Source organism: Pseudomonas sp. Sample_11 (genome assembly GCF_004307505.1).
Classification (GTDB): domain Bacteria; phylum Pseudomonadota; class Gammaproteobacteria; order Pseudomonadales; family Pseudomonadaceae; genus Aquipseudomonas; species Aquipseudomonas atacamensis.
Map to the genome: position 1 here is coordinate 234509 of NZ_RCOD01000049.1, position 26816 is coordinate 261324.

Sequence of the window (26816 nt, forward strand, 5' to 3'; positions counted from 1 at the left end):
ACCCAACGCCCCAGGAGAAAACAATATGACTCTGCGTAAATTCGCAGGGCTAGGCGCCCTGTTGTCCATCGTAATGCCCGGCATCGCCATGGCGGCAGACGAAGTGGCAGCGCCAGTCCTCAATTCCGGCGACACCGCCTGGATGCTCACCTCGACAGCGCTCGTGCTGTTCATGACCATTCCCGGCCTGGCGCTGTTCTACGGCGGTATGGTTCGCTCGAAAAACATTCTTTCCGTGCTGATGCAGTGCTTCGCCATTACCGGTCTGATCAGCATCCTGTGGGTCATTTATGGCTACAGCATTGCCTTCGACACTACCGGCATGGAGCAGGGCGTCGTCAACTTCAATTCGTTCTTCGGCGGCATGGGCAAGGCGTTCCTCGCCGGTGTCACGCCTTCGAGCATCACCGGCCCGGCGGCGCTGTTCCCTGAGGCGGTGTTCATCACCTTCCAGATGACCTTCGCGATCATCACCCCGGCGCTGATCGTCGGTGCGTTCGCCGAGCGCATGAAGTTCTCCGCGATGCTGATCTTCATGGGCATCTGGTTCACTCTGGTTTATGCACCGATCGCGCACATGGTCTGGTCCGGTAACGGCGGCCTGATGTGGGACTGGGGCGTGCTCGACTTCGCTGGCGGCACCGTGGTGCACATCAACGCCGGTATCGCCGGTCTGGTCGCGTGCCTGGTACTGGGCAAGCGCAAAGGCTTCCCGACCACACCAATGGCTCCGCATAACCTCGGCTACACCCTGATGGGCGCGGCGATGCTGTGGGTCGGCTGGTTCGGCTTCAACGCCGGTTCCGCTGCTGCTGCCAACGGCACTGCCGGTATGGCCATGCTGGTTACCCAGATCGCCACTGCCGCTGCGGCACTGGGCTGGATGTTTGCCGAGTGGGTCACCCACGGCAAGCCAAGCGCACTGGGTATTGCTTCGGGTGTGGTCGCCGGTCTGGTCGCGATCACTCCGGCCGCTGGCACCGTGGGCCCGATGGGTGCACTGGTGATCGGTCTGGCCGCAGGCGTGGTGTGCTTCTTCTGCGCCACCACCCTGAAACGCAAACTCGGCTATGACGATTCCCTGGATGCCTTCGGCGTGCACGGTATCGGCGGTATCCTCGGCGCGATCCTCACCGGTGTGTTTGCCGCACCGGCACTGGGCGGCTTCGGCACCGTGACTGACATCGGCGCGCAGGTCTGGATTCAGATCAAAGGCGTCGGCTTCACGGTGATCTACACCGCGATCGTCACCTTCATCATCCTCAAGGTGCTGGACGCCGTCATGGGTCTGCGCGTAACCGAGGAAGAAGAGTCGGTCGGCCTCGATCTGGCACAACACAACGAACGCGGCTACAACCTGTAAGTACGCGCGATAAAAAACTGCCCGGTTCGCCGGGCATTTTTTTGTCCGGGATTTGTCATTCAAGGTGCGGCTGAAAGGATTTTTCTTACGGCTTTGGTCGTCTTTACGACGAGGCTTTTTCTGCGGGCAATCGCTTACATCGCTGCAGGAATATTAGGGCCTTTGTTTTTTTTCAGAGCACGCTAGAATGCGCCCCGAACGAGCGGAGAACTGTATGTGGCAACAGACTCTGATAACCCTGCGGGCAAGGCCCCGGGGCTTTCATCTGGTGACGGACGAGTTGCTCGCAGGCTTGCCTGAACTCAAGACCTGTCGGGTCGGTCTGTTGCATTTGTGGCTGCAGCACACGTCGGCGTCGTTGACCATCAACGAGAACGCCGATCCGGCAGTTCGTCGCGACTTCGAACGATTTTTCAATCGCCTGATCCCACAAGGAACAGACGGCTACGAGCACAACGACGAAGGCCCGGATGATCTCCCGGCGCACTTCAAGGCCAGCGTGCTTGGTTGCCAGATCAGTCTGCCGGTTGCGGCAGGGCGGCTGGCCCTGGGTACCTGGCAAGGGATTTATCTGGGCGAGCACCGTGATCATGGCGGTGCCCGTAAAGTCCTCGCCACCTTGCACGGTGAACAGGCATGAGCCGCTGCCGGGCAGCGGCAGAAGATTTTTCAACGGCGGCTTCGACAGTCGCCAAAGCTGGTCTATAACTAATCTGCTTTTGGCAAGTCATGAGGTAGAACATGAGCGACGATGATCTGGAAAACGACGACCTCGAAGTAGGCGACGAAGACGAGGCCGAGGAAGGCCTGGAAGCGGCAGCGGAAGACGTTGCCGAAGACGATGGCGGTGACGACACGCCGGCCCCGGCTGCCAAAGGCAAAGCCAAGGCTGCGGTCTCGGTCGACGAGTTGCCGAGCATCGAAGCCAAGAACAAGGAGCGTGACGCCCTGGCCAAGGCCATGGAAGAATTCCTTGCGCGCGGCGGCAAGGTGCAGGAAGTGGAGGCCAACGTGGTCGCCGATCCGCCCAAGAAGCCGGACAACAAGTACGGCAGCCGTCCTATCTGAGGCGCGTCGCTCGCTTGCTGAAAAAGCCCGCCGTCGCTGCGGGCTTTTTCATGCCTGAAATAAATCCGTTGAAAACAAATGCAGTCCCCTGTGGGAGCGAGCCTGCTCGCGAAGGGGGCATGTCAGCCGACATACATGTTGAATGACACACCGCATTCGCGAGCAGGCTCGCTCCCACAGGGCTGTAGATCAGTTCGAGGAAGCATTCCAGCGGGAGAGGACGGCTGGCAGTTCAGTGAGGCTGCGAATTTCCGCATCCGGCAAGCGCTCCGCTTCCCAGACCTTGCCCGTCGGGTTGAACCACACCGCGCGCAAGCCTGCCTGCTGTGCCCCGGCAATGTCATCGCCCGGATGATCGCCGACATGCACCGCCGCTGCGGGGCTTACACCGCCGCGCTGCAACGCTTCATGAAACAGCCGCGCATCCGGTTTGGCGATGCCGATGTCTTCGGCGCACAAGGCGAACTTGAAGTAATCCGCCAGCCCCAGCCGACGCACGTCGGCATTGCCATTGGTGACCACGCCGAGGGCATAGTGATTGGCGAGCAGCTCCAGCAGCGGCTCGACTTCCGGGAACACCTCGATCTGATGCCGCGCATGCAGGAACACTTCAAAAGCCTTGTCAGCCAGCTCCGACGCCTCGCCGTGGGCATACCCGGCTTCTTCCAGCGCGTGGAACAGCACACGTCGACGCAGCGCGCTGATGCGGTGCTTGAGGCCCGGTTCGCCCGCCAGCACTCGCTTGCGAATCGACCACAAATGCTCCACCGGCACCGCGCCCAGGTTCGACGCATGCTCGCTCAGCCATTCGCGCAACACGGTTTCGGCGCTGGCGATCACTGGAGCGGTGTCCCACAGGGTGTCGTCGAGGTCGAAGGTGATCAACCGAATACTCATGAATCATCGCCTTTCATGCGTTTGGCCCGGGGATGGGCGCTGTCGTAGACCGCCGCCAGATGCTGGAAGTCGAGGTGGGTATAGATCTGCGTGGTTTTGATATCGGAGTGGCCGAGCAATTCCTGCACCGCGCGCAGATCCTGTGAAGACTCTAGCAAATGGCTGGCGAACGAGTGCCGGAGCATGTGCGGATGCAGGTTCTGCCCCAGTTCGCGCTCGCCAGCCAGTTTGACCCGCACCTGAATCGCCCGCGGGCCGAGACGCCGACCTTGCTGGCTGACAAATACCGCATCGTCCGCAGGATTGGTCATGGCTCTAAGCGGCAACCACTGTTCCAAGGCTTCGCGAGCCTTGGTGCCAACCGGCAACAGCCGGGTCTTGCTGCCCTTGCCGAGCACCTGAACCATGCCGTCGGCGAGGTCGAGTTGATCGAGATTGAGCCCGGTCAGCTCGGACAGGCGCAGGCCAGAGGAATAGAACAGCTCGAGAATCGCCTGATCACGCCGGGCGAGAAAATCGTCCTCGACCGCACCTTCAAGCAGCTGCAATGCGCGATCGGTATCAAGGGTCTTCGGCAGGCGCCGTTCGCCTTTCGGCGGGGCCAGGCCAGTGGCCGGGTCGTGGTCGCACAGGCCTTCGCGATTCAAGTAGTGATAGAGCCCGCGCACCGCTGAGAGCAGGCGGGCGAGGCTGCGCGAGGACTGGCCTTGCGCATGCAACCGGGCGATCAGGCTGCGCAGGCGCTGGATGTCCAGCGCGGCCCAGCTGCCGATGTTCTGCTTCATGCACCAGCCGAGGACTTTATCGAGGTCGCGGCGATAAGCCGACAGGGTGTGCGGCGACACCTGTCGCTCACTGCGCAGATGTTCGCAGTAAGCGTCCAGTTGTCGTTCCATGGTCAGCGTACCGAGCGCAGCGAGCTGTTGACCCGTGGCAGCACGCGGCCCATGACCTCGGCGATGTAACTGAGGAACAGGGTGCCGACCGAACTCTTGTAATGCTGCGGGTCGCGGCTGGCGATGGCCAGAATACCGTGAATGCCCTGATGGCTGACGGCAACCACGGCGGTCGAGCCGATCTGCTGGCGCTGTTCTTCGCCAAAGAGGAAGTCCAGCTCATGTTCACGCAGGCTGCCGCTGACGCTTTTGCCTTCGGTGAGCAGGCCGCCGATCGCGGTTTGCGCATCGGCGTGGGTAACCCAGCGGCCGACCGGGGCCGGGTTGTCGCCGAGCAGGATCAGGCTGACGAAGGGCACCTGGAAATCCTGACGCAGGCTGTCTTCAACGCTGATGACCACGTCTTCCAGGGTCGATGCATCCATCAGCGCGAGGATCAGTCGGCGGGTCTTTTCGAACAGGCGATCGTTGTCGCGGGCTACGTCCATCAGATGCGAAAGGCGATGGCGCATCTCGATATTGCGGTCGCGCAGGATGGTCATCTGCCGCTCGACCAGCGACACGGTGTCGCCACGTCGGTGCGGAATGCGCAGCGACGGCAGCAGCTCTTCGTGCTCGACGAAGAAGTCCGGATGAGCCTCCAGGTAGGCGGCAACCGCGGCTGCCTCAAGGCTCTCGGACGCTGATTCGTCGGCTGGTAGGGCGGGTACCTGTGGCTTGTCGGTCATGATTTCTGCTCGCTCAAAGACGCACTTGTCCTTCGTATACACGCACTGCCGGACCGGTCATCAACACCGGTTCGCCCGGGCCGGCCCACTCGATGGACAGACGCCCGCCGGGCAGGTCGATCAACAGCGGCGAATCCATCCACCCCTGACTGATGGCTGCCACCGCCGCCGCACAGGCGCCGGTGCCGCAGGCCTGGGTTTCCCCGGCGCCGCGTTCCCAAACACGCAGTTGCGCGCGATGGCGGTCGATGACCTGAAGGAAGCCGACATTGACCCGCGCCGGGAAGCGCGGATGGTGCTCGATCTTCGGCCCCAGCTCATGCACCGGTGCGCTGTTGATGTCGTCCACGCGAATGACCGCATGGGGATTGCCCATCGACACGGCGGCCAGTTCGACCGTGGTGCCATCGACGTCCAGCGAATAGCTGCTGGCCTGGGCTGGCGCCTGGAATGGAATGTCCGCCGGCACCAGGCGCGGCGCGCCCATGTTCACGCCGATCTGGCCGTCGTTACGCACGTCCAGTTCGATAATGCCGCCCTTGGTCTCGACGCGGATCTGCCGCTTGGCGGTCAGACGCTTGTCGAGCACGAAGCGGGCGAAGCAGCGCGCACCGTTGCCGCACTGCTCCACTTCCGAACCGTCGGAGTTGAAGATCCGGTAGCGGAAATCCACATCCGGGTTACTCGGTGCTTCGACGATCAGCAACTGGTCGAAACCGATCCCGGTGTGGCGGTCGCCCCATTGCTTGGCGTGTTTGGGCTGAATGTGCGCGTGCTGGCTGACCAGGTCGAGGACCATGAAGTCGTTGCCCAGGCCGTGCATTTTGGTAAAACGCAGCAGCATGGGTTACTCCGGCAGCAGGCTTTCGCCGGCAAACAGCTCGGCCACGGTTTCGCGGCGACGCACTTCAAAAACCTGATCACCATCCACCAGCACCTCGGCAGCACGGCCACGGGTGTTGTAGTTGGAACTCATGACAAAACCGTAGGCACCGGCCGAATGCACTGCCAGCAAGTCGCCTTCTTCCAGCGCCAGCTCGCGGTCCTTGGCGAGGAAGTCGCCGGTTTCGCAGATCGGGCCGACGATGTCGTACTTGCGTGCAGCGCTGTCGCGCGGTTTCACCGCGGTGACGTCCATCCACGCCTGATACAGCGCCGGGCGGATCAGGTCGTTCATCGCCGCGTCGACGATGGCGAAATCCTTGTGCTCGGTGTGCTTGAGGTATTCGACCTGGGTCAGCAACACGCCGCCATTGGCAACGATGAAGCGACCCGGTTCGAACACCAGCGCCAGATCACGCCCGTCGAGACGCTCGCGCACGGCTTTGATGTAGTCGGCAGCCAGGGGCGGCTCTTCATCGCGATAACGCACGCCCAAGCCGCCACCGAGATCGATGTGGCGCAGGTGAATGCCGCAATCGCCCAGACGGTCGACCAGATCGAGCAAGCGATCGAGTGCATCAATGAACGGCGGCAGGGTGGTCAGTTGCGAGCCGATGTGGCAGTCGACACCGACCACTTCCAGGTTCGGCAGATGCGCGGCGCGCACGTACACGTCTTCGGCGTCGGCAATGGCGATGCCGAACTTGTTCTCTTTCAGACCGGTGGAAATGTACGGGTGGGTGCCGGCATCGACGTCCGGGTTCACGCGCAGCGAAACCGGGGCGCGAACACCCAGCTCGGCGGCGACCACTTGCAGGCGCTCGAGCTCGTCGGTGGATTCGACGTTGAAGCAGTGCACGCCGACTTCGAGGGCGCGACGCATGTCGTCACGGGTCTTGCCGACGCCGGAGAAAACGATCTTGTCGGCGCTGCCACCAGCGGCCAGTACACGTTCCAGCTCGCCACGGGAAACGATGTCGAAACCGGCGCCGAGACGGGCCAGGACATTCAGTACACCGAGGTTGGAGTTGGCTTTGACCGCGAAGCAGACCAGATGCGGCATGCCGGCCAGCGCATCGGCGTAGGCCAGATACTGCGCTTCGATGTGGGCGCGCGAGTAGACATAGGTGGGCGTGCCGAAGCGGTCGGCGATGGCGGACAGCGCCACACCTTCCGCGAACAGCTCCCCGCCACGGTAGTTAAAAGCGTCCATGGCGATCCCTTAGTAAACGTCGTGCTTGTGAGCCTTGGATGGCTGCTTCTGCGAAGACTGGGCTTGTTCGGCCGGGTCCTGGTCGTCATCGGGCAGGTACAGCGGGCCTTTTTGACCACAGGCCGAAACCAGGCAGGCAACCGCGACGAGCGCAGCAAGGGAAGAGATCAGGCGCTTCATGGCGAAATCCTTGAAAATGCATTAATTGCGCCGGAGTATACCGGCCACCCGGCAGCTTGCCTATGCGAGGGGGTTCCCGTCCGGCGGGGCTTGCTGGATACCGGATGGATACCTGCAATACCTGTGGGAGCGAGCTTGCTCGCGAAGAGGTCGTCACATTCGATATGTTTGTTGCCTGACACACCGCTTTCGCGAGCAAGCTCGCTCCCACAGAGTGCGATGTTGGATGGAAACTGGTGCTTGGTCGTTAATCTTTGCAATCGGTCGGCAGCGTCCGTATCTTTCGGCGCTTGAGCCTGATCAGACATTTTTGAGGTTGCCGCAATGAGTTTGTCCGAAGCCCGTTTCCACGATCTGGTCGATGAAACCCAGGAAAAACTGGAAGACATATTTGACGAAAGCGATCTGGACATCGATCTGGAAAGCTCGGCTGGCGTGCTGACGGTCAAATTCGAAAACGGCAGCCAGTTGATCTTCAGCCGCCAGGAGCCATTGCGTCAGCTGTGGCTGGCCGCTGTGTCCGGTGGTTTCCACTTCGACTATGACGAAGAAAGCGAGCGCTGGATGTGCGACAAGAGCGAAGAGCAATTGGGCGAAATGCTTCAGCGCCTCGTCAAGCAGCAGGCTGACGCCGAATTCGATTTCGAAGGTCTGTGATTCGTGACGGATGCCGCGCCTGTTCGCCCGCCGAAACCGCTCTACAGCAACGTCAGCCCGGCGGTGCCTTCGCCCTGCACGGGCGTATGCCGATTGGACGAACAGAAAGTCTGTCTCGGCTGCGCGCGTCACGTCGAAGACATTCGCGAATGGCGCTCGGCCGATGATCAACGGCGCCGGGTGATTTGCCAGCAGGCTGCCGCACGAAAATCCCAAGCCTGTTGATATCGTGGCGAGGGGATTTATCCCCGTTGGGTCGCGTAGCGGCCCCAGAATCTATACGGCTGCTGCGCAGCCGAACGGGGATAAATCCCCTCGCCACAAGGGTTTCACCCAGGCAAAAAAGGGCGTGACTTGTATATTTTTTGAGCTGTGATAGTGTCCGCGAACGCCTCAAACCACCGAGGCACGGTGAAAACCCCGTCTTTTTTGGCGGGGTTTTGCTTTTTTTGTGCAGAAGAAAGGAGTCTGCCTGGATCATGACCGCACCTTCCATCACCCTTACCCGTCTGGACGTGCAACGTCTGCAGCGCCTGATCGACAACCTGATCGATAAAGACCAGGCAGCGCCGGGCGTGATTGCGCTGCAAACCGAGCTGGACCGCGCCGATACCGTGGTCGGCCACGATGAAGTGCCCGCCGATGTCGTGACCATGAATTCCCGCGTGCATTGCCGCGAAGAAGGCAGCGGCAAGGATTACCACCTGACGCTGGTCTATCCCAAGCACGCCAACGCCGATGAAGGCAAGATTTCCATTCTGGCGCCGGTCGGCAGTGCGCTGCTGGGTCTGAAGGTCGGTCAGCACATCGATTGGCCGGCCCCGGGTGGCAAGTCGCTGAAACTGACCTTGCTGGAAGTGGAATCGCAACCGGTCAATGGCGGCGCCTTCCCCGAATAAATCCCCGCTTCAAACCTGTTCGAGCGCTTCATTCAACGAGCGCTCCAGGTCTGCCTTGTAGCGCAGATACAGATTGCTTGAACTGTGCCCGTCACCGAGCAGCCCCGACAGGTCGAGGTCGGTGATGTAGCAGCGATAGCGTTCGGTCTCGCGGCGCTGCTCGACGATCTCTCGGGCGACCACGCTGAACAACTGGTCGCCATGCTCCAGCTCGCTGAATTCGCGCTGATTGCAGTACAGGGTGACCTGCACTTCGCCGGGCGCGGCTTTACCGATGATCGCCTGTACGTCATAGAACGGTTTGTTCACCGGGGTCTGCGGTGCCGGCCGGGTTTCGACCCTGCGCGAGCGCCCCGGGCCTGACGGCAACAGCTGGTAATACAAAGTCTCGGGGCTGCCTGCAGGGCCACCGTCCATCGGCAATTGCGCTTCACGGCGGTACTGGATCGATTGCAGAAAACGCTGCAGCGGTACCAGCAGACTCTGCTCGTCGTGGTACGGCAGTTGCTGCTGCCACAGCGCATTGAATTCATCCAGCACGTACAGCTCGGCCTGCTGTTCGCTGATGCGGTAGAACACCTGAATGCACTCCGGCTGACCCATCGGCAGGATCAGCGCGAGGTCATGGTCCTCCAGTGCCATCGGGTCGAGGTGCAGCGGGCTGTAGCGCGGTTGTTCTTCGCCCAGATAATCGAGCAGTGCCGGCAGAGTGGCGAGGGCGACATGGTTGACCTGACCCGGCACCAGCTCCAGCACGTGATAGTGCTGCTGCACCTGAATCAGGTAGCGGTGATTCAACTCGCTGAGCAACAGGGTCTGCGCGGTGTCGACGATTTCCTCGACGCGGCGGGCAATGAATTGCGCGCGGTTGTGGCAGAAACAGCGCACCTTCAGCGACGGCTGCACCGGGCCGCGCGGCAGGTTGTTGAGGTAATCGCGCAGGCAGTCGAGCAGCGCATGGGGGCCGTCGAAACGATTGACCAGCACTTCGTTCCAGCTGTTGAGCGTGACCTGATCGAGGGTCAGCACCAGGTTCTCGCGCACGCCGGCATAGCTCAGCGAGTCGGTGCGTTCGGTGGTCATCAGGATGTTCAGATCACGGTGATGCTTGAGCGGGTCGACGCCGACGTTGATCAGCAGCAGCACTTCGCTGGGCACAGCGGCACGCAGCAAGGGCTCTTCGGCGACGGTGGACAAGGGCAGGGCGATGCACTGCTGCAAGCTGCCGAGCAGGTTGAACAGCTCGAACTCGCTCAAGTCGCTGGTGCCCGGATGCAGGGCCAGACGTGTGCTGCTGTCGATCACGCCGTTGCGGTGGCACCAGGTCAGCAGTTCAAGCAGCTCGCGACTGCGCTTGATCGGCGCGAAGTGTTCCCACTCCAGTGCCGTCAGGCTGCCGTTGTACAGGCCCCACTGGGTCTGCCCCGGCTCCTTTTTGTTCGGCGACTGCACCAGGGTCAGGGTGTCTTCCGCCAAGTCCGGGGCGATGCCCGGATTGATGAATTCGACCTTGTCGGCCTTGCGCTCGAACGCTGCGTACAGGCGCCTGCCGAGGACATTGAGGTCGCGCTTGTTGATCAGGCTGACAGTCTGTTCGCTGCGGGCGAACTGTGTCAGGAAGCGATAGCTGTAATTGAGTTCGTTGACCAGCGCGCGGCGCTCGGCGCTGACCTGGCGGACTTTCCACTGACTGCGGCTGTCGAGCAGCGCCAGTTGCCGTTGATCCCAGTGCCACTCGCCGGCCAGGCGTTCAAGCAGTGTGCGTTGCCAGCCCTGGCTGCGGCTGTTGCCGGTGAGCTTGCGGTTGACCTTCAGATACAGCGCGCGGCGCACCAGCTCAAGACGTTCCGGTTCGTTGCGGGCGATCAGGTATTCCTCGATACGCCGGTACACCACCATGTACGGGTCCAGCTCATCGAGATCGAGCTGATTGGCGAACACGGCTCTCTTGAAGCGCAGGCTCAGGCACTGCACGTGCGGATGTTCGCTGGCGTACACCTCGGTCAACAGCAGTTTGAGCACCGATTTGTAGGGCGACTCGATGCCTTTGAACAACTGCCACAACCCGGCGCCGATGAATTCTCCGGGCGGAATGGTCGCCATCGGCCCGAGGTCGAGGGTCTCGTCGGCGCGAATAAAGCGTTTGGACAGCAGGGTGTGGGTGTAGGCGTCGTAGGCCGTTTCTTCATAGACCGGCACCAGCCACCAGATCGGCGTGCGCCCGGCCAGCCAGATCGCCGTGCGATAAAACTCGTCTAGCAGCAGATAGTGCTGGGTGCTGCCGCAGTTGTCCGAACTGAGCTTTGAATCGCGTTCGCCTTTGACGAAGCGCGCCGGGTCGATCAGGAAGAAATGCGCTTCGGCACCCTGGCTTGCAGCCCAGGCTTCCAGCAATTGGCACTTCTTGCTCAGCTCGGCGAGCTCGCTTTCGCTCAGATCCGGCCCATGGCAGACCCACACGTCCATGTCGCTCTGATCGGCCTGGGCCAGTGTGCCGAGGCTGCCCATCAGGAACAGGCCGTGGATCGGTCGCGGCGGGTTGCTGCCATGGCGCGGCCTGTAAGAGAACGAGCGAGTCAGGCGCTGCGCCTCGGTCAGCGCATTGGCGTCCGGCTCATAATTCGAGAGCCCGGCCGGCGTACTGCCCGAGACATAGCCGGGCAGCAACGGATGATTGACGTGAAAGAACAGCGGCAACAGCGTCAACACGCTTTGCTGGCGCGTCGACAAGCCTTCGAGGGCGCGGCCGAGGCGGCCGTCATTGAGTTTGAGAAAACGTGCGCGCAGTTGGCTGAGAACCTTGCGGTCGATGCCTTCGTCCAGGTCGGGGCGGATTTCGTGGGTGCGGGTCATGTCAGCTCAAACCGGCTTGCAGGCTCGGACGTAGAGGGTCTCGGAATGGCCGCAGTTTAGCCGCTGCGCGGCAGGACGTTTAAGCTGAATTTGTTTTTTGACGTCAGATTTTCATCGGCAGTGATCAGGCTGGCCCGCGGAAATCCCGTGGCAGGAGTTTCCGTGGGCAAAGTCGGAAATAATCAGGCGGTTTCCTGCTCTCTCAGAATCGTCAGTACGGTCTGCACGTTTTGCGCGGCATCGCGGCCGAGGCTGGTCAGATAACCGCCATCGGGCTGGTCGGTGAGTTCTTTTTCAAAGAGGCGCTGGGCAGCAGCGATGTGTTTCGGGGCAGCGGTCTGGTGAATTTTCAGACCTTCCTGGGAACTGTCCAGGTTGAAGAGTGCAAGGACTTCCAGTTCGGCAACCAACTCAGGGGTAAGCGACATAAGGACTCCAGACTTTCTAGGAATTGGACGACAGCGCCTCTAAGGTGAACCCGCTGGTGCAGCATGTCCAGTGCTCGGATCAGGGGATTTTGTCTTGAGGCGAATTCCAGTGTAGTCCGCATAAAAAAGATCGCAGCCTTCGGCAGCTCCTACAGGAGATCGGTGTAGGAGCTGCCGAAGGCTGCGATCTTTTGATCTTAGAGCTTTTCCGGTGGCAGCTCTGGCAAAGCGCGCAGTGCCGCTTCGTACCACTGGGTGTCGAACGGGCGATCTTCATCGAGCATCGCGTCAATTTCGAAAGCCAGCACGTGGGCCATCAGATTGAGGATCTCCTCACGGTCCATGCCGACCAAAGTCAGCTTGTTCAACGTCGCCTTGGCCGCCGGCGGGTTGTCGCTTTCAATCTGGTTCTCGATGGCTTCGATCAGCGTCGCTTCGGTGAATGCTTCTTCGTCGTCATCGTTGACGATATCTGTCGGCTCGCTCATGGCAGGCTCCTCAGGGAAAGGCGCCAGTTTACCCGCATTCAGCGGCGTGATGCTGCTGGCGGGAAACGCCGCGGCGATCTATAAACAGGCACTGCCCACCCCGCACGGCCTGGAGGCTCTGTGATGTTCAAGCTCTACGGATTTGCTGTCAGCAACTACTACAACATGGTCAAACTGGCGCTGTTGGAAAAAGGCCTGCCCTTCGAAGAGGTGACCTTCTACCCGGCGCAAACCCCGGAGTCACTGGCGATCAGCCCGCGCGGCAAGGTCCCGGTGCTGGGTGTCGACGCCGGCTATATCAACGAAACCGCGATCATCCTCGAATACCTCGAACAAGCACAAAAGGGCACGCCGCTCCTGCCCAGCGACCCGTTCGAGCGCGCGCAGGTATTGGCAATTGCCAAGGAGATCGAGTTGTACATCGAGTTGCCGGGGCGTGCCTGCTATGGCGAGGCGTTTTTCGGTATGACATTGCCGGAGGCGATCAAAGAGAAGACCCGGACCGAGCTGCTGCTGGGCTTCGCGGCGCTGGGCCGTCATGGCAAGTTCGCCCCGTACGTGGCGGGTGACAGTCTGAGCATTGCCGATTTGTATTTCCTCTACAGCGTGCCGCTGGCCTGTGCGGTCGGGCAGAAGCTGTTCGGGATTGATCTGCTGGCCGAGATGCCGCAGGCGAAAGCGCTGCTGGAGCGGCTTGAGCAGAATCCGCACGTGCAGAAGATTGCGGCGGATAAAGACGCGGCGATGCCGGCGTTTTTGGCGATGATTGCTGCCAAGAAGTGAATTTTGTAGCGCTCTGAAGTCAGTCATCGCTGGCAAGCCAGCTCCCACAGGGCTATGGGGCGAACGCAAAATTGTGTTCCACAAAGAACCCTGTGGGAGCGGGCTTGCCCGCGATGCTTCTAGCGGCTGGCCAGCAGGGCCTGGCCGCGCGCCACCGCAGCCTTGACCTGCGCCGGCGCAGTCCCGCCAATATGGTCGCGGGCATTCACCGAGCCTTCGAGGGTCAGCACGGCAAACACGTCCTGCTCGATCTGATCGCTGAACTGACGCAGTTCTTCCAGGCTCATCTCGGCCAGATCCTTACCCGTGTCGACGCCGTATTTCACCGCGTGGCCAACGATTTCATGGCAGTCGCGGAACGGCAGGCCACGGCGCACCAGGTAATCCGCCAGGTCAGTCGCGGTGGAGAAACCGCGCAGTGCCGCTTCACGCATGATCGCGTGTTTCGGCTTGATCGCCGGGATCATGTCGGCGAACGCGCGCAGCGAATCGCGCAGGGTGTCGGCGGCGTCGAACAGCGGCTCCTTGTCTTCCTGATTGTCCTTGTTGTAGGCCAGCGGCTGGCCTTTCATCAGGGTCAACAGGCCCATCAGCGCGCCGAACACACGGCCGGTCTTGCCGCGCACCAGTTCGGGCACGTCGGGGTTTTTCTTTTGCGGCATGATCGAGCTGCCGGTGCAGAAACGGTCCGGCAGATCGATGAACTGGAACTGCGCGCTGGTCCACAGCACCAGCTCTTCTGAGAAGCGCGACAGGTGCATCATCGCGATGCTTGCGGCCGAGCAGAATTCGATGGCGAAGTCGCGATCGGAAACGTTGTCCAGCGAGTTGCCGCCGACGGCGTCGAAGCCCAGCAGTTGCGCGGTGTATTCGCGATCGATCGGGTAAGTGGTGCCGGCCAGCGCGGCGCTGCCCAGCGGCATGCGGTTGGTGCGCTTGCGGCAGTCGACCAGACGCTCGTAGTCGCGGCTGAGCATTTCGAACCAGGCCAGCATGTGGTGCCCGAAGGTCACAGGCTGCGCGGTCTGCAAGTGGGTGAAGCCGGGCATGATGCTCGCCGCTTCACGCTCGGCCTGCTCCAGCAGGCCTTTTTGCAGGCGGGTGATCTCGGCGAGGATCAGGTCGATTTCATCGCGCAGCCACAGGCGGATATCGGTGGCGACCTGGTCGTTGCGGCTGCGCCCGGTGTGGAGCTTTTTACCGGTGACGCCGATGCGGTCGGTCAGGCGTGCTTCGATGTTCATGTGCACGTCTTCGAGGTCGACGCGCCAGTCGAACTGGCCGGCCTCGATTTCGCCCTGAATGGTCTTCAGGCCATCGATGATGCTGTCGCGCTCGGCATCGGTCAGCACGCCGACCTTGGCCAGCATGGTGGCGTGGGCGATCGAGCCCATGATGTCGTGGCGATACAGGCGCTGGTCGAAAGTGACGGAGGCGGTGAAGCGGGCGACGAAGGCGTCGACGGGTTCACTGAAGCGGCCGCCCCAGGACTGATTGGTCTTGTCAGTGCTCATGAATTCGCTCGTATCGGCTTGAAGAAATGGCGTGAAACGCTGGCGCGGATAATAACAGGGTTGCCAATCCTGTCGCTGACACCGGTCGATACGTTTTTTCGCGGATGTGTCAGGCGTGTCCGGCGCGGTCTGCAAGGAATTTACAAAAGGATATTTTTTGATTGAGCAATATCGTTCCGACGAACGTCTACAGTGGACATAAGGGTCGGTGCGAATGCGGATCATGCAAAGGTCCGGCCACTGGCTATAAGAAGAGGGGGCGGGTGAGTTGTACAACGGTCACCCACCGTGAGAAACGCAGGAAACACTGGGCTCCGAGCGGTACGACCCGGACGCTGGCAAATATTGCTGGCCGACGTACGGCACTTTTTGGCGCTCGGGCTAGTCTTAGCGTGGATCGCGGTGACGGAGGTCACTACACCTGTCTACGCTATCCTTGTGCGAGACTCACGCAGGAATCCAGCGCAATATGAATGTCCTGATCGTTGATGACGAACCCCTGGCTCGCGAGCGCCTAAGCCGTATGGTGAGCGAGCTCGAGGGTTACACAGTCCTGGAGCCCAGTGCCACGAATGGCGAGGAGGCGTTAGCGCTGATCGACAGCCACAAGCCGGATATCGTGCTGCTCGATATCCGCATGCCGGGCCTCGATGGCCTGCAGGTTGCTGCCCGACTGTGCGAACGAGAGACGCCGCCGGCCGTGGTGTTTTGCACCAGTCCCGATGAATTTGCCGTGGAAGCCCTGCAGGCCAGCGCCGTGGGCTATGTGGTGAAACCTGTGCGAACCGAACACTTGAATGAAGCCCTGAAGCGGGCTGAACGTCCCAACCGGGCGCAACTCTCGGCCCTGACCCGTCCCGCTGCCGAAAGTGGCAACGGCCCACGCAGCCACATCAGCGCACGGACCCGTAAAGGCATCGAGCTGATTCCGCTGGATCAGGTGGTCTACTTCATCGCCGACCACAAATACGTGACCCTGCGTCACGAAGCCGGCGAGGTGCTGCTCGACGAACCCCTCAAAGCCCTTGAAGACGAATTCGGCGAACGCTTTGTGCGTATCCACCGCAATGCGCTGGTCGCTCGCGACCGCATCGAGCGCTTGCAACGCACGCCACTGGGACATTTCCAGTTGTTCCTCAAAGGCCTCAATGGCGATGCACTGATTGTCAGCCGGCGGCATGTTGCCGGTGTGCGCAAGATGATGCAGGGGCTTTGACCTGGTCCTCACCGGGCTTTTCGTGTTCTTTTATCCGGCATGGCAGGCCAGGGAGGCCGCGCCGGTTCTGATTCAGGTCAAAGTGAAATTGACTGAGCTGTTATTATCCGCCGTATCTATTCAGTACGGATTGTTCCATGTCCCCTCGCGAAATCCGCATCGCCACCCGTAAAAGTGCGCTGGCCCTCTGGCAGGCCGAATACGTCAAAGCCCGTCTCGAGGCGGCCCACCCGGGCCTGCTGGTGACGCTGGTGCCCATGGTCAGTCGCGGCGACAAGCTGCTCGACTCGCCACTGTCGAAGATCGGCGGCAAGGGTCTGTTCGTCAAGGAACTGGAAACCGCGCTGCTGGAAAACCAAGCCGACATCGCTGTGCATTCGATGAAAGACGTGCCGATGGACTTCCCGCAAGGCCTGGGTCTGTTCTGCATCTGTGAGCGTGAAGACCCGCGCGATGCATTCGTCTCCAACACCTACGCCAGTCTTGAAGCGCTGCCTGCCGGGGCCATCGTCGGCACTTCGAGCCTGCGTCGGCAAACGCAATTGCTGGCGCGGCGTCCCGACCTGCAGATCCGTTTCCTGCGCGGCAACGTCAACACCCGTCTGGCCAAACTCGACGCCGGCGAGTACGACGCGATCATCCTCGCCGCGGCCGGTCTGATCCGCCTGGGTTTCGAAGAGCGCATCACATCGGCGATCAGTGTCGATGACAGCCTGCCGGCCGGTGGCCAGGGCGCGGTCGGCATCGAATGCCGCAGCGCCGACCACGAAATTCACGCCTTGCTCGCGCCTTTGCATCACGCCGATACCGCTTCGCGGGTGACCGCCGAACGCGCCCTCAACAAACATTTGAACGGCGGCTGCCAAGTGCCGATCGCCTGCTACGCCGTGCTTGAAGGCGAGCAGTTGTGGTTGCGCGGTCTGGTCGGCGAGCCGAGTGGTGGCAAGCTGCTCAGTGCCGAAGCCCGGGCGCCGCGCGCGGACGCGGAAACCTTGGGTGTGCAGGTCGCTGAAGACCTGCTCACGCAAGGCGCCGATGACATTCTCAAAGCGGTGTACGGCGAGGCGGGGCACGAGTGACGGCCTGGCGCCTGCTGCTGACGCGCCCGGCAGACGACTGCGCGGCGCTGGCCGAACAGTTGGCCGGGCACGGGATTTTCAGCAGTTGCCTGCCGCTTTTGGACATTGTTCCGCTGCCGCTCTCTGACACTATTCGCCAGGCGATTTCGCGATTGCCCGCTTGCAGCGCAGTAATCGTGGTCAGCAAACCGGCGGCGCGGATCGCGGTGGATCTGCTCAAGTCCCAAGGCACGGCGCCGTTGAGCATGCCGTGGTTCAGCGTCGGCGCGGCGACCGCAGGCATTCTTCGCGAGCATGGTCTCGATGTCAGCTTCCCGGCTGACGGCGATGACAGTGAAGCCTTGCTGCAATTGCCGCGTCTGCGCGAGGCGCTCGACCAGTCCGGCGCGAAGGTGATGATCCTGCGCGGCGAGGGCGGTCGTGAACTGCTCGCCGAGCGCCTGCGCGCGCTTGGTGCTAGTGTCGAGTATCTGGAGTTGTATCGCCGCGACCTGCCAGCCTACCCGCCAAACGAGCTGCCACGGCGGATCGAAGCGGAACGCTTGAACGGGCTGGTGGTCAGCAGTGGACAGGGTTTCGAGCACCTGCGGCAGATGGCCGGCGATGCCTGGCCGAAGATCGCGCAGTTGCCGTTGTTTGTTCCAAGCCCGAGGGTCGCCGAGCTGGCACGTGCCGCCGGGGCTCAAACAGTTGTGGATTGCCGCGGCGCAAGTGCCGCGGCTTTGCTGACGGCGTTACGGGAATGTCCCGTGCCGTTTTCTAATGCAAAGGATGGATACGTGAGCGAAACAGCCTTGCCAAAAGATGACGTCCAGCCTGCGCTTGATGCCCAGGTTGAAACTCCACCACCGGCCAAAGAGCCGCGCCGAGGCAATGGACTGGCAATTGTCGCCCTGCTGCTCGGCGCCGCCGGTGTCGCCATCGGTGGTTGGGGTGTCTGGCAGGTGCGCCACCTGCAGAGCAACACGCAGCAACAGTCGGGTCAGGTGCAGGCGCTGAACGATCAGGCGCAGAGTCTGAAGCTCAACGAACAGCGTCTGACCGAGCGTCTTGCACAGTTGCCCGGTGCGGACGAACTCGCCGAGCGCCAGCGTCTGGTCACGCAACTGCAGGGCGATCAGCAGCGCCTCAATCAACGTCTGGAAACCGTCCTTGGCGCCAGCCGCAAGGACTGGCGTCTGGCCGAGGCCGAACACTTGCTGCGTCTGGCCAGCCTGCGCCTTTCAGCGTTGCAGGACATCAGCAGCGCCCAGGCACTGGTGCAGGGCGCCGATGAGATTCTCCGTGAACAGAACGATCCGGGCTCCTTCGCCGCGCGCGAGCAAGTGGCGAAAACCCTGGTCGCCTTGCGCAGCACCGAACAGCCGGATCGCACCGGGCTGTTCCTGCGTCTCGGCGCGCTGCGCGATCAGGTCATCGACCTCACCGAGCTGGCGCCGGAGTACAAGGACCGCGGCGAGTCGCTGCTGGGCCTGACCAACGATGGCGATGGCGCCAGTCGCTGGGCGCAATGGTGGGACAAGGTATCGCGCTATATCCGCATCGATTTCAACGCTGACAAAAACGTCAAACCGCTGCTGGCCGGACAGAGCCTGAGCCAGGTGCGCCTGGCCCTGAGCCTGGCGCTGGAGCAGGCGCAGTGGGCCGCGCTCAACGGTCAGGCGGCGGTGTACACCCAGGCGCTGGCCGAGGCACGCGATGTGCTCAAGGGCAATTTCAACCCGGACAATCCGCAAAGCAAAGTCATGCTGGAACAGGTCGCCGAGCTGAGCAAGGAACCGGTCACCGTCAAGACGCCGGATCTGGCCGGCACCTTGAGTGCGGTGCAGGGGTATCTGGAGCGACGTAACGTCAATGCCGAGGAATCGGTGAAACCGTTCGCCAAGCCTGCCGCCAATGCTGCGCAGGAGGCGACCCCATGAAGCGCCTCTATGTAATCGTGTTTCTGGTCATCGCCGCGACGGCAGCGCTGGGCCTGGCGATTGCCGAGCATTCCGGTTACGTGCTGATGGCGTACAAGAGCTTCCGCTACGAATCGAGCCTGTGGGCGACCCTGGCGGTGATCGCGGTGCTGTGGCTGCTGTTCTGGGGGATCAAGGTGCTGGTCGAGCTGGTGATGACCTCCACCGGCGTGGTCAATCCGTGGTCGCGACGCAATCGCAGCCGCCGCGTGCAAGTGGCGATCGAGCACGGCCAACTGGATCTGGCTGAAGGTCGCTGGGCCAGCGCGCAGCGGCATTTGACCCGCGCAGCGGAAGCCGAGCGTCAGCCACTGCTGTATTACCTTGGCGCCGCCCGTGCGGCGAACGAGCAAGGTCAGTACGAAGAAAGTGATCGTTTGCTCGAACGTGCGCTGGAGCGTCAGCCGCAAGCCGAATTGGCGATCGCCCTCAGTCACGCGCAACTGCAAACCGATCGTGGCGACACCGACGGTGCGCTGGTGACCTTGCAGGCAATGCATGAACGGCATCCGCGCAGCGCGCAGACATTGCGTCAATTGCAACGTCTGCATCAGCAGCGTGGCGAATGGCCGGCGGTGATTCGTCTGCTGCCGGAGCTGCGCAAGGACAAGGTCCTGCCGCCGGCGGAACTGGCCGAACTCGAGCGCCGCGCCTGGGGTGAGAACCTGTCCTTGGCAGCGCATCGCGAAGAAGACGGTACGGTGGGTCTGCAATCGCTCAAGCGGGCGTGGGAACAGCTGACTTCGGCGCAGCGTCAGGAAGCACCCTTGGTACTGGCCTATGCCGAGCAATTGCGTCAGCTTGGCGCTCAGGTCGAGGCCGAAGAAGTGCTGCGCACAGCGCTCAAGCGCAATTACGACAGCCATCTGGCGCGGCTTTATGGACTGGTTCGTGGCAGTGATCCTGCGCGTCAGTTGCAGACGGCCGAAGGCTGGCTCAAGGAGCACCCGGCCGATCCGAGCCTGCTGCTGACCCTTGGACGTCTGTGTCTGCAAACCAGCCTGTGGGGCAAGGCTCGCGACTATCTGGAAAGCAGTCTGCGCGTGCAGCGCAATCCGGAGACCTGTGCGGAGTTGGCCCGTCTGCTTGCACAGCTTGGCGATACCGAGCGCAGCAATCAGTTGTTCCAGGAGGGTCTGGGGCTGCTGGATGAACGCCTGCTCGCGGCGCCTTTGCCGGTTGCGGCGAAGGTCTGAATGGCGAGGGAGGTTGCTCCCTCGTGCACTTCGATGTCCGAAAATTCCCCTTCTTTGCGCTCTAGAGACAAAGTCCTACAGAGCGCTTCACCGTTTCCTATCGAGCCTGTCGGGTTTTCCCTACACCTGCGGTGAACTGTCGGCAGGCCCTTGCCTTGAAAGGCTGACACGCTTTCCTCTACCGTAACCGTCTGTCTCTACTGTTACGGAAAAGCCATGTCGTTGGCCTGCTCACGCTCCTTGTTCTTCATGGCTTTCATTGCGGGGGCCTTTGCTCTGGGAGCTTCCTATTACCTCGAATATGCGGTCGGACTGACGCCTTGCAGTCTGTGCCTAGTGCAGCGATTGTTCCTCACATTGCTGTGCATCGGCTGCGGCGTGGCGGCGGTGCATGGCCCCCGGCGCGTTGGCTTATGGTGGTACTGGCTGTTTGCACTCGGCGCCAGTCTGGGGGGAACCACCGCTGCGTGGCGGCAGGTGTTGATCCAGAGTGACTCGATGCTGCAACTGGTCAAATGCTCGCCAACCGTGGAGTCGCTGTTCAGCGACCTGCCGTGGATCTGCGCCTTGCAACGGATGTTCAACGGCGGCGCCGATTGTGCGGACATCTCCTGGACACTGTTCGATTTGAGCATCCCGGAATGGAGCCTGCTGTTTTTTGTCGGCGTGTCGATCCTTGCGGTTTATCAGTTGTTGCGTCTGATCTGGAGCGCTCTGCAACGACCGGTCAGCGACGAAGCGTCGCACCACCAGCTGGTCAGGGATTAAACACTTGTATGAACTTTATCTCCTGCGTACCTTGAAGCCATAGGCGTGCGGGCATAATCTGGCCGGCACGTGTCATTGGATTTATGTTGCTCGATGACGCTCTGCCCGATCGTCCTCCAGTCAAATCAGAACAGGGGCGCGGGTGTAGAGCAGCATGACCCACAAGGGAAGAGAGATCGCCATGCTCGAAAGTTGTCAGAATGCTCAGGAACGTTGGGGTGGGGTTCATCTGCTGATCGACCGCTGGTTGCAGGAGCGTGAAGAGCTGATCGGCGCCTACGACAAGCTCGGTGCGCAGCCTGAGTCGCTGTCCGAGAGCCGCAAGCCTTTGCAGGAATTCTGCGGCGTGCTGGTCGATTACGTATCGGCGGGGCACTTCGAAATCTATGAACAGCTGACTGGCGAAGCCAAGGCGTTCAACGACAAGCGCGGTCTGGAACTCGCCGAGACCATCTACCCGCGCATCGACGTCATTACCGAGAAGCTGCTCGCGTTCAACGACCTGTGCGATGAAGGCAAATGCGTTGCGGAGAAATTCAAGGAATTGGGCGGCTTGCTGCATGAGCGCTTCGAACTTGAAGACTGCCTGATCGAAGTGCTGCACACGGCACACAAGGCAGAAGATCCGGTTCAGGCCTGATCCACGTCCTTCATGAAAAAACGGTGCGCCCGAAAGCGCACCGTTTTTTTATGCCTGATCAGCTCGTCGCGCCACGCAATTCCACTTCGAAAACCAGAGGCGTGAACGGCGCGATCAGGTCGCCGGCACCGTCGGCGCCATAGGCTTGATCCGATGGAATCACCAGCCGCCATTTCGCCCCCACCGGCATGTTCTGCAAGGCGGTGCGCCAACCGGCGATCACGCTGTCGAGGTTGAACCATTGCGGCTGGGTGTTCTGATCGAACACGGTGCCATCCGGCAGCTTGCCGACATACAGCACCTGCACTTTGCCGTCCGGGCCGGCCTTGGCGCCAGTGCCCGGAACCAGTTCAGTCAGAAGGATGCCGTCGGCCAGTTCCTTCACCCCCGGTTTGGCTTTTTCCGCACTGAGAAAGCGTTGCTCGTTTTCCATCGCCGCGTCGCTCGATTGCCGTGATGCCTGCTCGGCATTGCGCGATTCGTGGTCGGCCAGAATCTGTTCGATACGCGCTTCACTCAGCGCCAGCGGCTTGCCCTGATACGCCTGTTGCAGACCTTCGATCAGCGCCTGGATCTGCAACTGCGGCACCTCTTGGCGCAGCCGTTCGCCGAGGCTGGCACCGAGGCTGTAAGCCAGATCATGAGCATCGTTGGCCGTGGTTTTTTCATCGGCATGCGCCGCCGAAAAAAACACGCAGAGGGACAAAATAAGGTAGCGCGACATGGGCACTCTCCGACCTGGGATGCGGGGGATTATGCCAGTGCAAACGTCTGCATCGGTGAACTGCTTTTTCCCGCGCGCAGAACATTTCGGCTTCGGTGCAACGCAACGGTGCAGATACTGTCAACATGCCCTAGCGGCGGTATCAGCAGAGGTCTAGTATGAGCCGCACTCACGTCAGCCAGGAGGTAAACCATGTCGGCCACCAAGAAGCCTGTAAATACTCCGTTGCACTTACTCCAACAGTTGTCGGGCAGCCTGCTCGAGCATTTGGAAAACGCTTGCTCGCAAGCCTTGGCTGATGCTGAAAAACTGCTCGCCAAGCTGGAAAAGCAACGCGGCAAGGCGCAGGAAAAACTGCATAAATCGCGCACCAAATTGCAGGACGCCGCCACCGCCGGCAAAGCCAAGGCACAGAACAAGGCCAAGGCTGCCGTGAAAGAACTCGAAGACTTGCTCGACGCTTTGAAAGATCGTCAGTCCGAAACCCGCAGCTACATTTTGCAACTCAAGCGCGATGCCCAGGAAAGCCTGAAACTGGCCCAGGGTGTTGGCCGCGTGCAGGAAGCAGTGGGCAAGGTTCTGTCGTCGCGTTCGGCCAAACCGGCAGCAGCACCAGCGAAGAAAGTCGCTGCCAAGCCTGCTGCAAGCAAAGCCCCGGCGAAGACCGCTGCGGCGAAACCTGCTGTCGCGAAAACCGCCGCCAAACCAGCGGCCAAGGCGCCAGTGAAAGCGGCTGCCAAACCAGCGGCGAAAACTGCAGCGAAGAAGCCGGCGGCGAGCGCGGCAAAACCGGCGGCTAAAACCACCGCAGCCAAACCTGCTGCAGCCAAGCCAGCAGTGAAAGCCACCCCTGCCAAAGCCGCTGCAAAACCGGCCGCGAGCAAAGCTGCACCGGCGAAAACCGCAGCCGCCAGACCTGCTGCCAAAGCAGCAGCGAAACCAGCAGCGAAACCAGCAGCAAAACCTGCTGCGAAGACCGCCGCTGCGAAGCCTGCTGCCAAGCCGGCCGCCGCCAAACCTGCTGCGAAAGTGGCGGTAAAACCGGCTGCCAAACCAGCCGCAACATCGGCAGCAAAACCTGCGGCAAAAACCGCTGCGAAACCGGCCGCCAAGCCAGCTGCTGCCAAGCCTGCCGCTGCTGCAAAACCGGCCGCCAAGCCAGCCGCAAAACCAGCGGTGAAAAAGCCTGCAGCTGCCAAGCCGGCCGCGACCAAACCGGCTGCCGCTCCAGCAGCCAAGCCTGCCGCTGCCGTTACCCCGGCTGCTCCAGCTGCGTCGGCACCGTCGTCCGCCACTCACTCGACCCCTTCGACTGCGCCAGCGCCAGCCGCTTCGTCGAACGTCAGCAGCACCCCGACCAGCGCTTCCTAAGTGCCGGTTGCCGCGACGCGCAGCACTTGCAGCGCGTCGCGGTTCAGGCTGGCGGCATTGCCGGCCAAGCCCTCAAGCCAGGTCACCGAACCTGCATCGTTGCGCGTCCACTCCTGCGCCACACCTTCGAGCCGTGACAGCAAGGTGCGCTCAGCTTCAAGCTCCAGTGATTTGATCTGCTCGCGCATGCCGGCCACCACCGCATCGTCGACGGCCCGCGCTTTCCATTGCATGCGCAGGGTTCGCAGCGGCTGCACCACTTCGATATCCCACGGCGCGGTCAAGGCCTTGAGCAGACGTACGCGCGGTTCATCGCACGCCACCGCGCGCTGCTCCAGCCATAAACCGCAGAGCAGCAGGCAGACATTGGCGCCCGCCGTTTGCAATTGCAGGCAGGCATCTTCCACGCCCGGCCGGGCGTAGACATCAAGGGCAAAGCTCCACAGGTCAGAGGACATCGTGCTACTCGCGCCAGTTGTGAGCGAAGCTGGTAGACTCCGCCGCCATTATGATCCGACTTCAGAACCTGACTTTACAGCGTGGCCCGCAACGTCTGCTAGAAGACGCCGAGCTGACCCTGCACGCCGGCCACAAAGCCGGCCTCATCGGCGCCAACGGTGCCGGCAAATCCAGCCTGTTCGCGTTGCTGCGCGGCGAGTTGCACCCGGATTCGGGCGACTGCCTGCTGCCGGCTGACTGGCGCATCGCGCACATGCGTCAGGAGGTCGACACCCTCGAGCGCCTGGCGGTCGATTATGTGCTCGATGGCGACCTGCGTCTGCGCGAGGTGCAACGCGAGCTTGCCGCCGCCGAGGAGGCCCATGACGGCACCGCACTGGCGCGCCTGCATGCCGAACTCGACAGCGCCGACGGTTACACCGCCGATGCGCGGGCGCGCAAGCTGCTCGCCGGTCTTGGGTTCACCAATGAGCAGATGGACCGTCAGGTGGGCGATTTCTCCGGTGGCTGGCGGATGCGTCTGAATCTGGCGCAGGCACTGATGTGCCCGTCGGATCTGCTGCTGCTCGATGAACCGACCAACCACTTGGATCTCGACGCGATCATCTGGCTCGAAGAGTGGCTGAAAAGTTATCCGGGCACCTTGTTGCTGATTTCCCACGACCGGGATTTCCTCGACGAAGTGGTCGATCACGTCGCCCATGTCGATCAGCGCAAACTGACCCTCTACCGGGGCGGCTACACCGCGTTCGAACGCGCCCGCGCCGAGCGTCTGGCCCAGCAGCAACAGGCCTACGAGAAGCAGCAGGCGCAGCGTGCGCACATGGAAAGCTACATCGCCCGCTTCAAGGCGCAAGCGACCAAGGCCCGTCAGGCGCAGAGCCGGATCAAGGCGCTGGAGCGCATGGAAGAATTGTCGGCGGCCCACGTCGATTCGCCGTTCGACTTTGTTTTCCGCGAGTCGACCAAGATCTCCAGCCCACTGATCGACTTGTCCGATGCGCGCCTGGGTTATGGCGACAAGACCATCCTCGAGAAGGTCAAGCTGCAACTGACCCCGGGTGCGCGGATCGGTCTGCTTGGGCCGAACGGTGCGGGTAAATCGACGCTGATCAAGAACCTCGCCGGCGAGCTCGAACCGCTGGCCGGGCGCCTGACCCGTGGCGAAAATACCGTGGTCGGCTACTTCGCTCAGCATCAGCTCGACTCGCTCGACTCCAAGGCCAGCCCATTGCTGCATTTGCAGCGTCTGGCGCCGGGTGAGCGCGAGCAGACCCTGCGCGACTTCCTCGGCGGCTTCGACTTCCGGGGCGCACGCATCGATGAGCCGGTGCTGAATTTCTCCGGTGGCGAGAAGGCCCGTCTGGCCCTCGCGCTGATCGCCTGGGAGCGGCCGAACCTGTTGCTGCTCGACGAACCGACCAACCACCTCGACCTGGAAATGCGTCTGGCGCTGACCATGGCCCTGCAGGAATTCAGCGGTGCGGTGCTGGTGGTTTCTCACGATCGGCACTTGCTCAAGAGCACCACCGATAACTTCTATCTGGTCGCCGACGGCAAGGTCGAAGAGTTCGACGGCGATCTCGAAGACTACGCACGTTGGCTGGTGGAATACCGTCAGCGCAATGCGCCGGTCAGCAACACGCCGGTCAACCCGGACAAGACCGACAAGAAAGCTCAGCGCCAAGCGGCTGCAGCGTTGCGTCAGCAACTGGCGCCGCACAAGCGCGAGGCGGACAAGCTTGAAGCCGAACTGGGCAAGCTGCACGAGAAACTGGCCAAGGTCGATGCCAGCCTGGGTGACAGCGATGTCTACGAGCCGGCGCGCAAGAATGAATTGCGTGATCTGCTCGCCGAACAGGCGAAATTGAAGGTGCGTGAAGCCGAGCTGGAAGAAGCCTGGATGGAAGCGCTGGAAACCCTGGAAAGCATGCAGGCGGAGCTGGAGGCGTTGTCCTGATGGAAGCCTTCAAGCTGCCCTTTGCGGCGGTGTGGGTCGAACCGCTGTGGTTCACCGCGCAGATTCTGCTGATTCTGCTGGCCGGTTACCTGACCCAGCGTTTCGTCGCCAAAGGCCTAACTCGCCTGGGTGAGCGCTATCCGTTCCCACCGCAGTTGCTGATGCCGCTGCGTGGCGTGTTGCGCTGGCTGATCATGGGCAGCGCGCTGCTCTTCGTGCTCGAGCGCCTCGGCGTTTCGGCCACGGTGCTGTGGACGGCGCTGTCGGGATTTGTCGCGGTGGCGGCGGTGGCGTTCTTCGCCATGTGGAGCGTGCTGTCGAACCTGCTCTGCGCCATTCTGATCTTCACCGTCGGGCCGTTCCGCCTCGGCGACGTGGTCGAGCTGGTCGACACCACCGACAAGCCTGGCGTCAAAGGCCGGGTGATCGCAATCAATCTGCTCTACACCACGCTGGTCGAGGCCGAAGAACTCGGCACCGGCAGCGCCATGGTGCAGGTGCCGAACAGCCTGTTCTTCCAGCGATCGGTGCGGCGTTGGCGCGGGACCGATGTGTTTCCTTCCAGCGGGTTCGAGAAGTAGCTTTTTCAGCAA

Annotated in this window: 28 protein-coding genes and 3 pseudogenes; 19 read left to right on the forward strand and 12 right to left on the reverse strand. The window is 61.7% G+C overall.

Annotated elements, in window-relative coordinates; all coding sequences use genetic code 11:
- Positions 1-25 precede the first annotated feature (25 nt).
- The 4 genes and pseudogenes from D8U60_RS13795 to D8U60_RS27875 all read left to right on the forward strand — a co-directional run.
- Positions 26-1363: an ammonium transporter gene (locus tag D8U60_RS13795; RefSeq protein WP_041476939.1), complete on the forward strand. Its 1338-nt coding sequence runs from the start codon at positions 26-28 to the stop codon at positions 1361-1363.
- 214 nt (positions 1364-1577) lie between these two features.
- Entirely contained in the window at positions 1578-2003 is a 426-nt protein-coding gene (locus D8U60_RS13800) for a secondary thiamine-phosphate synthase enzyme YjbQ (protein WP_024014775.1), read from the forward strand.
- Positions 2004-2104: 101 nt separating this feature from the next.
- Positions 2105-2431 (forward strand): transcriptional regulator SutA, encoded by a 327-nt coding sequence (gene sutA / locus D8U60_RS13805; RefSeq protein WP_016772583.1) that lies wholly within the window; start codon positions 2105-2107, stop codon positions 2429-2431.
- Between the two features lie 78 nt (positions 2432-2509).
- Positions 2510-2611: pseudogene (locus D8U60_RS27875) on the forward strand (metal ABC transporter ATP-binding protein); the annotation flags it as partial.
- A 9-nt stretch (positions 2612-2620) separates the two neighbouring features.
- Here D8U60_RS27875 and D8U60_RS13815 read toward each other — a convergent pair.
- Genes D8U60_RS13815 through D8U60_RS13840 form a run of 6 tightly spaced genes read right to left on the reverse strand, consistent with a single transcriptional unit; the run spans position 2621 to position 7227 of the window.
- Entirely contained in the window at positions 2621-3328 is a 708-nt protein-coding gene (locus D8U60_RS13815) for an HAD family hydrolase (RefSeq protein ID WP_130900308.1), read from the reverse strand.
- Positions 3325-4224: a tyrosine recombinase XerC gene (gene xerC / locus D8U60_RS13820; RefSeq protein ID WP_130900309.1), complete on the reverse strand. Its 900-nt coding sequence runs from the start codon at positions 4222-4224 to the stop codon at positions 3325-3327. The genes D8U60_RS13815 and xerC overlap by 4 nt, the downstream gene beginning before the upstream one ends.
- Before the next feature lie 2 nt (positions 4225-4226).
- Positions 4227-4952 carry a DUF484 family protein gene (locus D8U60_RS13825; protein ID WP_122612292.1) on the reverse strand — a complete coding sequence of 242 codons (726 nt, stop codon included), beginning with the start codon at positions 4950-4952 and terminating at the stop codon, positions 4227-4229.
- Positions 4953-4965: 13 nt separating this feature from the next.
- On the reverse strand, positions 4966-5796 hold the full coding sequence (dapF, locus tag D8U60_RS13830; RefSeq protein ID WP_016772587.1) for a diaminopimelate epimerase: 831 nt from the start codon (positions 5794-5796) through the stop codon (positions 4966-4968).
- A 3-nt stretch (positions 5797-5799) separates the two neighbouring features.
- A complete protein-coding gene (gene lysA, locus D8U60_RS13835) occupies positions 5800-7047 on the reverse strand; it encodes a diaminopimelate decarboxylase (protein WP_056791636.1) in 1248 nt (415 codons plus the stop codon).
- A 9-nt stretch (positions 7048-7056) separates the two neighbouring features.
- Entirely contained in the window at positions 7057-7227 is a 171-nt protein-coding gene (locus tag D8U60_RS13840) for a lipoprotein (RefSeq protein WP_016772589.1), read from the reverse strand.
- 324 nt (positions 7228-7551) lie between these two features.
- Here D8U60_RS13840 and cyaY point away from each other — a divergent pair, with 324 nt between their 5' ends.
- The 3 genes from cyaY to rnk all read left to right on the forward strand — a co-directional run bounded on the left by cyaY (position 7552) and on the right by rnk (position 8783).
- A complete protein-coding gene (cyaY, locus tag D8U60_RS13845) occupies positions 7552-7884 on the forward strand; it encodes an iron donor protein CyaY (RefSeq protein WP_024014770.1) in 333 nt (110 codons plus the stop codon).
- A 3-nt stretch (positions 7885-7887) separates the two neighbouring features.
- Positions 7888-8109 (forward strand): DUF1289 domain-containing protein, encoded by a 222-nt coding sequence (locus D8U60_RS13850; protein ID WP_110599860.1) that lies wholly within the window; start codon positions 7888-7890, stop codon positions 8107-8109.
- Positions 8110-8363: 254 nt separating this feature from the next.
- Complete coding sequence (gene rnk, locus D8U60_RS13855; RefSeq protein WP_130900310.1) at positions 8364-8783, forward strand: nucleoside diphosphate kinase regulator; 420 nt, start codon at positions 8364-8366, stop codon at positions 8781-8783.
- Between the two features lie 9 nt (positions 8784-8792).
- On the opposite strand, the gene D8U60_RS13860 is transcribed toward rnk, so the two are convergent.
- The 3 genes from D8U60_RS13860 to D8U60_RS13870 all read right to left on the reverse strand — a co-directional run bounded on the left by D8U60_RS13860 (position 8793) and on the right by D8U60_RS13870 (position 12552).
- Positions 8793-11636: a class I adenylate cyclase gene (locus D8U60_RS13860; RefSeq protein ID WP_130900311.1), complete on the reverse strand. Its 2844-nt coding sequence runs from the start codon at positions 11634-11636 to the stop codon at positions 8793-8795.
- A 182-nt stretch (positions 11637-11818) separates the two neighbouring features.
- The gene (locus tag D8U60_RS13865) at positions 11819-12064 is read right to left on the reverse strand and encodes a TIGR02647 family protein (RefSeq protein ID WP_039757399.1); all 246 of its coding nucleotides are present in this window, start codon (positions 12062-12064) and stop codon (positions 11819-11821) included.
- A 197-nt stretch (positions 12065-12261) separates the two neighbouring features.
- Positions 12262-12552 (reverse strand): hypothetical protein, encoded by a 291-nt coding sequence (locus tag D8U60_RS13870; RefSeq protein ID WP_122612295.1) that lies wholly within the window; start codon positions 12550-12552, stop codon positions 12262-12264.
- 123 nt (positions 12553-12675) lie between these two features.
- Between D8U60_RS13870 and D8U60_RS13875 the strand changes: the two genes are divergently transcribed.
- Positions 12676-13335 carry a glutathione S-transferase gene (locus D8U60_RS13875; protein ID WP_122698689.1) on the forward strand — a complete coding sequence of 220 codons (660 nt, stop codon included), beginning with the start codon at positions 12676-12678 and terminating at the stop codon, positions 13333-13335.
- A 119-nt stretch (positions 13336-13454) separates the two neighbouring features.
- On the opposite strand, the gene argH is transcribed toward D8U60_RS13875, so the two are convergent.
- Positions 13455-14849, reverse strand: a complete 1395-nt coding sequence (argH, locus tag D8U60_RS13880; RefSeq protein WP_016772597.1) for an argininosuccinate lyase — start codon at positions 14847-14849, stop codon at positions 13455-13457.
- Positions 14850-15160: 311 nt separating this feature from the next.
- Between argH and D8U60_RS27880 the strand changes: the two are divergent.
- The 8 genes and pseudogenes from D8U60_RS27880 to D8U60_RS13915 form a co-directional block, all read left to right on the forward strand.
- Positions 15161-15322: pseudogene (locus tag D8U60_RS27880) on the forward strand (sensor histidine kinase); the annotation flags it as partial.
- Positions 15319-16065 (forward strand): LytTR family DNA-binding domain-containing protein, encoded by a 747-nt coding sequence (locus D8U60_RS13890; protein ID WP_016772598.1) that lies wholly within the window; start codon positions 15319-15321, stop codon positions 16063-16065. The pseudogene D8U60_RS27880 and the gene D8U60_RS13890, both read left to right, overlap by 4 nt.
- A 137-nt stretch (positions 16066-16202) precedes the next feature.
- Positions 16203-17144, forward strand: a complete 942-nt coding sequence (hemC, locus tag D8U60_RS13895; protein ID WP_130900312.1) for a hydroxymethylbilane synthase — start codon at positions 16203-16205, stop codon at positions 17142-17144.
- Positions 17141-17887 (forward strand): annotated as a pseudogene (locus D8U60_RS27885) (uroporphyrinogen-III synthase); the annotation flags it as partial. The gene hemC and the pseudogene D8U60_RS27885, both read left to right, overlap by 4 nt.
- 36 nt (positions 17888-17923) lie before the next feature.
- Positions 17924-19066 carry a uroporphyrinogen-III C-methyltransferase gene (locus D8U60_RS27890; RefSeq protein WP_241663541.1) on the forward strand — a complete coding sequence of 381 codons (1143 nt, stop codon included), beginning with the start codon at positions 17924-17926 and terminating at the stop codon, positions 19064-19066.
- Positions 19063-20301, forward strand: coding sequence for a heme biosynthesis protein HemY (locus D8U60_RS13905; protein WP_130900314.1), 1239 nt, complete (start codon positions 19063-19065; stop codon positions 20299-20301). The genes D8U60_RS27890 and D8U60_RS13905 overlap by 4 nt, the downstream gene beginning before the upstream one ends.
- A gap of 216 nt (positions 20302-20517) precedes the next feature.
- Positions 20518-21069 (forward strand): disulfide bond formation protein B, encoded by a 552-nt coding sequence (locus D8U60_RS13910; protein WP_130900315.1) that lies wholly within the window; start codon positions 20518-20520, stop codon positions 21067-21069.
- Between the two features lie 181 nt (positions 21070-21250).
- Positions 21251-21709 carry an Rsd/AlgQ family anti-sigma factor gene (locus D8U60_RS13915; protein WP_016772602.1) on the forward strand — a complete coding sequence of 153 codons (459 nt, stop codon included), beginning with the start codon at positions 21251-21253 and terminating at the stop codon, positions 21707-21709.
- 58 nt (positions 21710-21767) lie between these two features.
- On the opposite strand, the gene D8U60_RS13920 is transcribed toward D8U60_RS13915, so the two are convergent.
- The gene (locus D8U60_RS13920; protein ID WP_130900316.1) at positions 21768-22433 is read right to left on the reverse strand and encodes an FKBP-type peptidyl-prolyl cis-trans isomerase; all 666 of its coding nucleotides are present in this window, start codon (positions 22431-22433) and stop codon (positions 21768-21770) included.
- Between the two features lie 192 nt (positions 22434-22625).
- Here D8U60_RS13920 and D8U60_RS13925 point away from each other — a divergent pair, with 192 nt between their 5' ends.
- On the forward strand, positions 22626-23804 hold the full coding sequence (locus tag D8U60_RS13925) for an AlgP family protein (RefSeq protein ID WP_130900317.1): 1179 nt from the start codon (positions 22626-22628) through the stop codon (positions 23802-23804).
- Here D8U60_RS13925 and D8U60_RS13930 read toward each other — a convergent pair.
- Positions 23801-24262 (reverse strand): TIGR02444 family protein, encoded by a 462-nt coding sequence (locus D8U60_RS13930; RefSeq protein WP_110599882.1) that lies wholly within the window; start codon positions 24260-24262, stop codon positions 23801-23803. The two genes, D8U60_RS13925 and D8U60_RS13930, sit on opposite strands and share 4 nt — an antisense overlap.
- Positions 24263-24312: 50 nt before the next feature.
- Between D8U60_RS13930 and D8U60_RS13935 the strand changes: the two genes are divergently transcribed.
- Positions 24313-26223, forward strand: a complete 1911-nt coding sequence (locus D8U60_RS13935; RefSeq protein ID WP_122751198.1) for an ATP-binding cassette domain-containing protein — start codon at positions 24313-24315, stop codon at positions 26221-26223.
- Positions 26223-26804, forward strand: coding sequence for a mechanosensitive ion channel family protein (locus D8U60_RS13940; protein WP_024014760.1), 582 nt, complete (start codon positions 26223-26225; stop codon positions 26802-26804). The genes D8U60_RS13935 and D8U60_RS13940 overlap by 1 nt, the downstream gene beginning before the upstream one ends.
- The last annotated feature ends 12 nt before the right edge of the window (positions 26805-26816 follow it).

What these genes read in the sequence shown, in the direction of transcription:
- D8U60_RS13795 (WP_041476939.1), top strand. Translation starts at nt 26, where the DNA reads ATGACTCTGCGTAAATTCGCAGGGCTAGGCGCCCTGTTGTCCATCGTA.
- D8U60_RS13800 (WP_024014775.1), top strand. Translation starts at nt 1,578, where the DNA reads ATGTGGCAACAGACTCTGATAACCCTGCGGGCAAGGCCCCGGGGCTTT.
- sutA (WP_016772583.1), top strand. Translation starts at nt 2,105, where the DNA reads ATGAGCGACGATGATCTGGAAAACGACGACCTCGAAGTAGGCGACGAA.
- D8U60_RS13815 (WP_130900308.1), bottom strand. Translation starts at nt 3,328, where the DNA reads ATGAGTATTCGGTTGATCACCTTCGACCTCGACGACACCCTGTGGGAC.
- xerC (WP_130900309.1), bottom strand. Translation starts at nt 4,224, where the DNA reads ATGGAACGACAACTGGACGCTTACTGCGAACATCTGCGCAGTGAGCGA.
- D8U60_RS13825 (WP_122612292.1), bottom strand. Translation starts at nt 4,952, where the DNA reads ATGACCGACAAGCCACAGGTACCCGCCCTACCAGCCGACGAATCAGCG.
- dapF (WP_016772587.1), bottom strand. Translation starts at nt 5,796, where the DNA reads ATGCTGCTGCGTTTTACCAAAATGCACGGCCTGGGCAACGACTTCATG.
- lysA (WP_056791636.1), bottom strand. Translation starts at nt 7,047, where the DNA reads ATGGACGCTTTTAACTACCGTGGCGGGGAGCTGTTCGCGGAAGGTGTG.
- D8U60_RS13840 (WP_016772589.1), bottom strand. Translation starts at nt 7,227, where the DNA reads ATGAAGCGCCTGATCTCTTCCCTTGCTGCGCTCGTCGCGGTTGCCTGC.
- cyaY (WP_024014770.1), top strand. Translation starts at nt 7,552, where the DNA reads ATGAGTTTGTCCGAAGCCCGTTTCCACGATCTGGTCGATGAAACCCAG.
- rnk (WP_130900310.1), top strand. Translation starts at nt 8,364, where the DNA reads ATGACCGCACCTTCCATCACCCTTACCCGTCTGGACGTGCAACGTCTG.
- D8U60_RS13860 (WP_130900311.1), bottom strand. Translation starts at nt 11,636, where the DNA reads ATGACCCGCACCCACGAAATCCGCCCCGACCTGGACGAAGGCATCGAC.
- D8U60_RS13865 (WP_039757399.1), bottom strand. Translation starts at nt 12,064, where the DNA reads ATGTCGCTTACCCCTGAGTTGGTTGCCGAACTGGAAGTCCTTGCACTC.
- D8U60_RS13870 (WP_122612295.1), bottom strand. Translation starts at nt 12,552, where the DNA reads ATGAGCGAGCCGACAGATATCGTCAACGATGACGACGAAGAAGCATTC.
- D8U60_RS13875 (WP_122698689.1), top strand. Translation starts at nt 12,676, where the DNA reads ATGTTCAAGCTCTACGGATTTGCTGTCAGCAACTACTACAACATGGTC.
- argH (WP_016772597.1), bottom strand. Translation starts at nt 14,849, where the DNA reads ATGAGCACTGACAAGACCAATCAGTCCTGGGGCGGCCGCTTCAGTGAA.
- D8U60_RS13890 (WP_016772598.1), top strand. Translation starts at nt 15,319, where the DNA reads ATGAATGTCCTGATCGTTGATGACGAACCCCTGGCTCGCGAGCGCCTA.
- hemC (WP_130900312.1), top strand. Translation starts at nt 16,203, where the DNA reads ATGTCCCCTCGCGAAATCCGCATCGCCACCCGTAAAAGTGCGCTGGCC.
- D8U60_RS13905 (WP_130900314.1), top strand. Translation starts at nt 19,063, where the DNA reads ATGAAGCGCCTCTATGTAATCGTGTTTCTGGTCATCGCCGCGACGGCA.
- D8U60_RS13910 (WP_130900315.1), top strand. Translation starts at nt 20,518, where the DNA reads ATGTCGTTGGCCTGCTCACGCTCCTTGTTCTTCATGGCTTTCATTGCG.
- D8U60_RS13915 (WP_016772602.1), top strand. Translation starts at nt 21,251, where the DNA reads ATGCTCGAAAGTTGTCAGAATGCTCAGGAACGTTGGGGTGGGGTTCAT.
- D8U60_RS13920 (WP_130900316.1), bottom strand. Translation starts at nt 22,433, where the DNA reads ATGTCGCGCTACCTTATTTTGTCCCTCTGCGTGTTTTTTTCGGCGGCG.
- D8U60_RS13925 (WP_130900317.1), top strand. Translation starts at nt 22,626, where the DNA reads ATGTCGGCCACCAAGAAGCCTGTAAATACTCCGTTGCACTTACTCCAA.
- D8U60_RS13930 (WP_110599882.1), bottom strand. Translation starts at nt 24,262, where the DNA reads ATGTCCTCTGACCTGTGGAGCTTTGCCCTTGATGTCTACGCCCGGCCG.
- D8U60_RS13935 (WP_122751198.1), top strand. Translation starts at nt 24,313, where the DNA reads ATGATCCGACTTCAGAACCTGACTTTACAGCGTGGCCCGCAACGTCTG.
- D8U60_RS13940 (WP_024014760.1), top strand. Translation starts at nt 26,223, where the DNA reads ATGGAAGCCTTCAAGCTGCCCTTTGCGGCGGTGTGGGTCGAACCGCTG.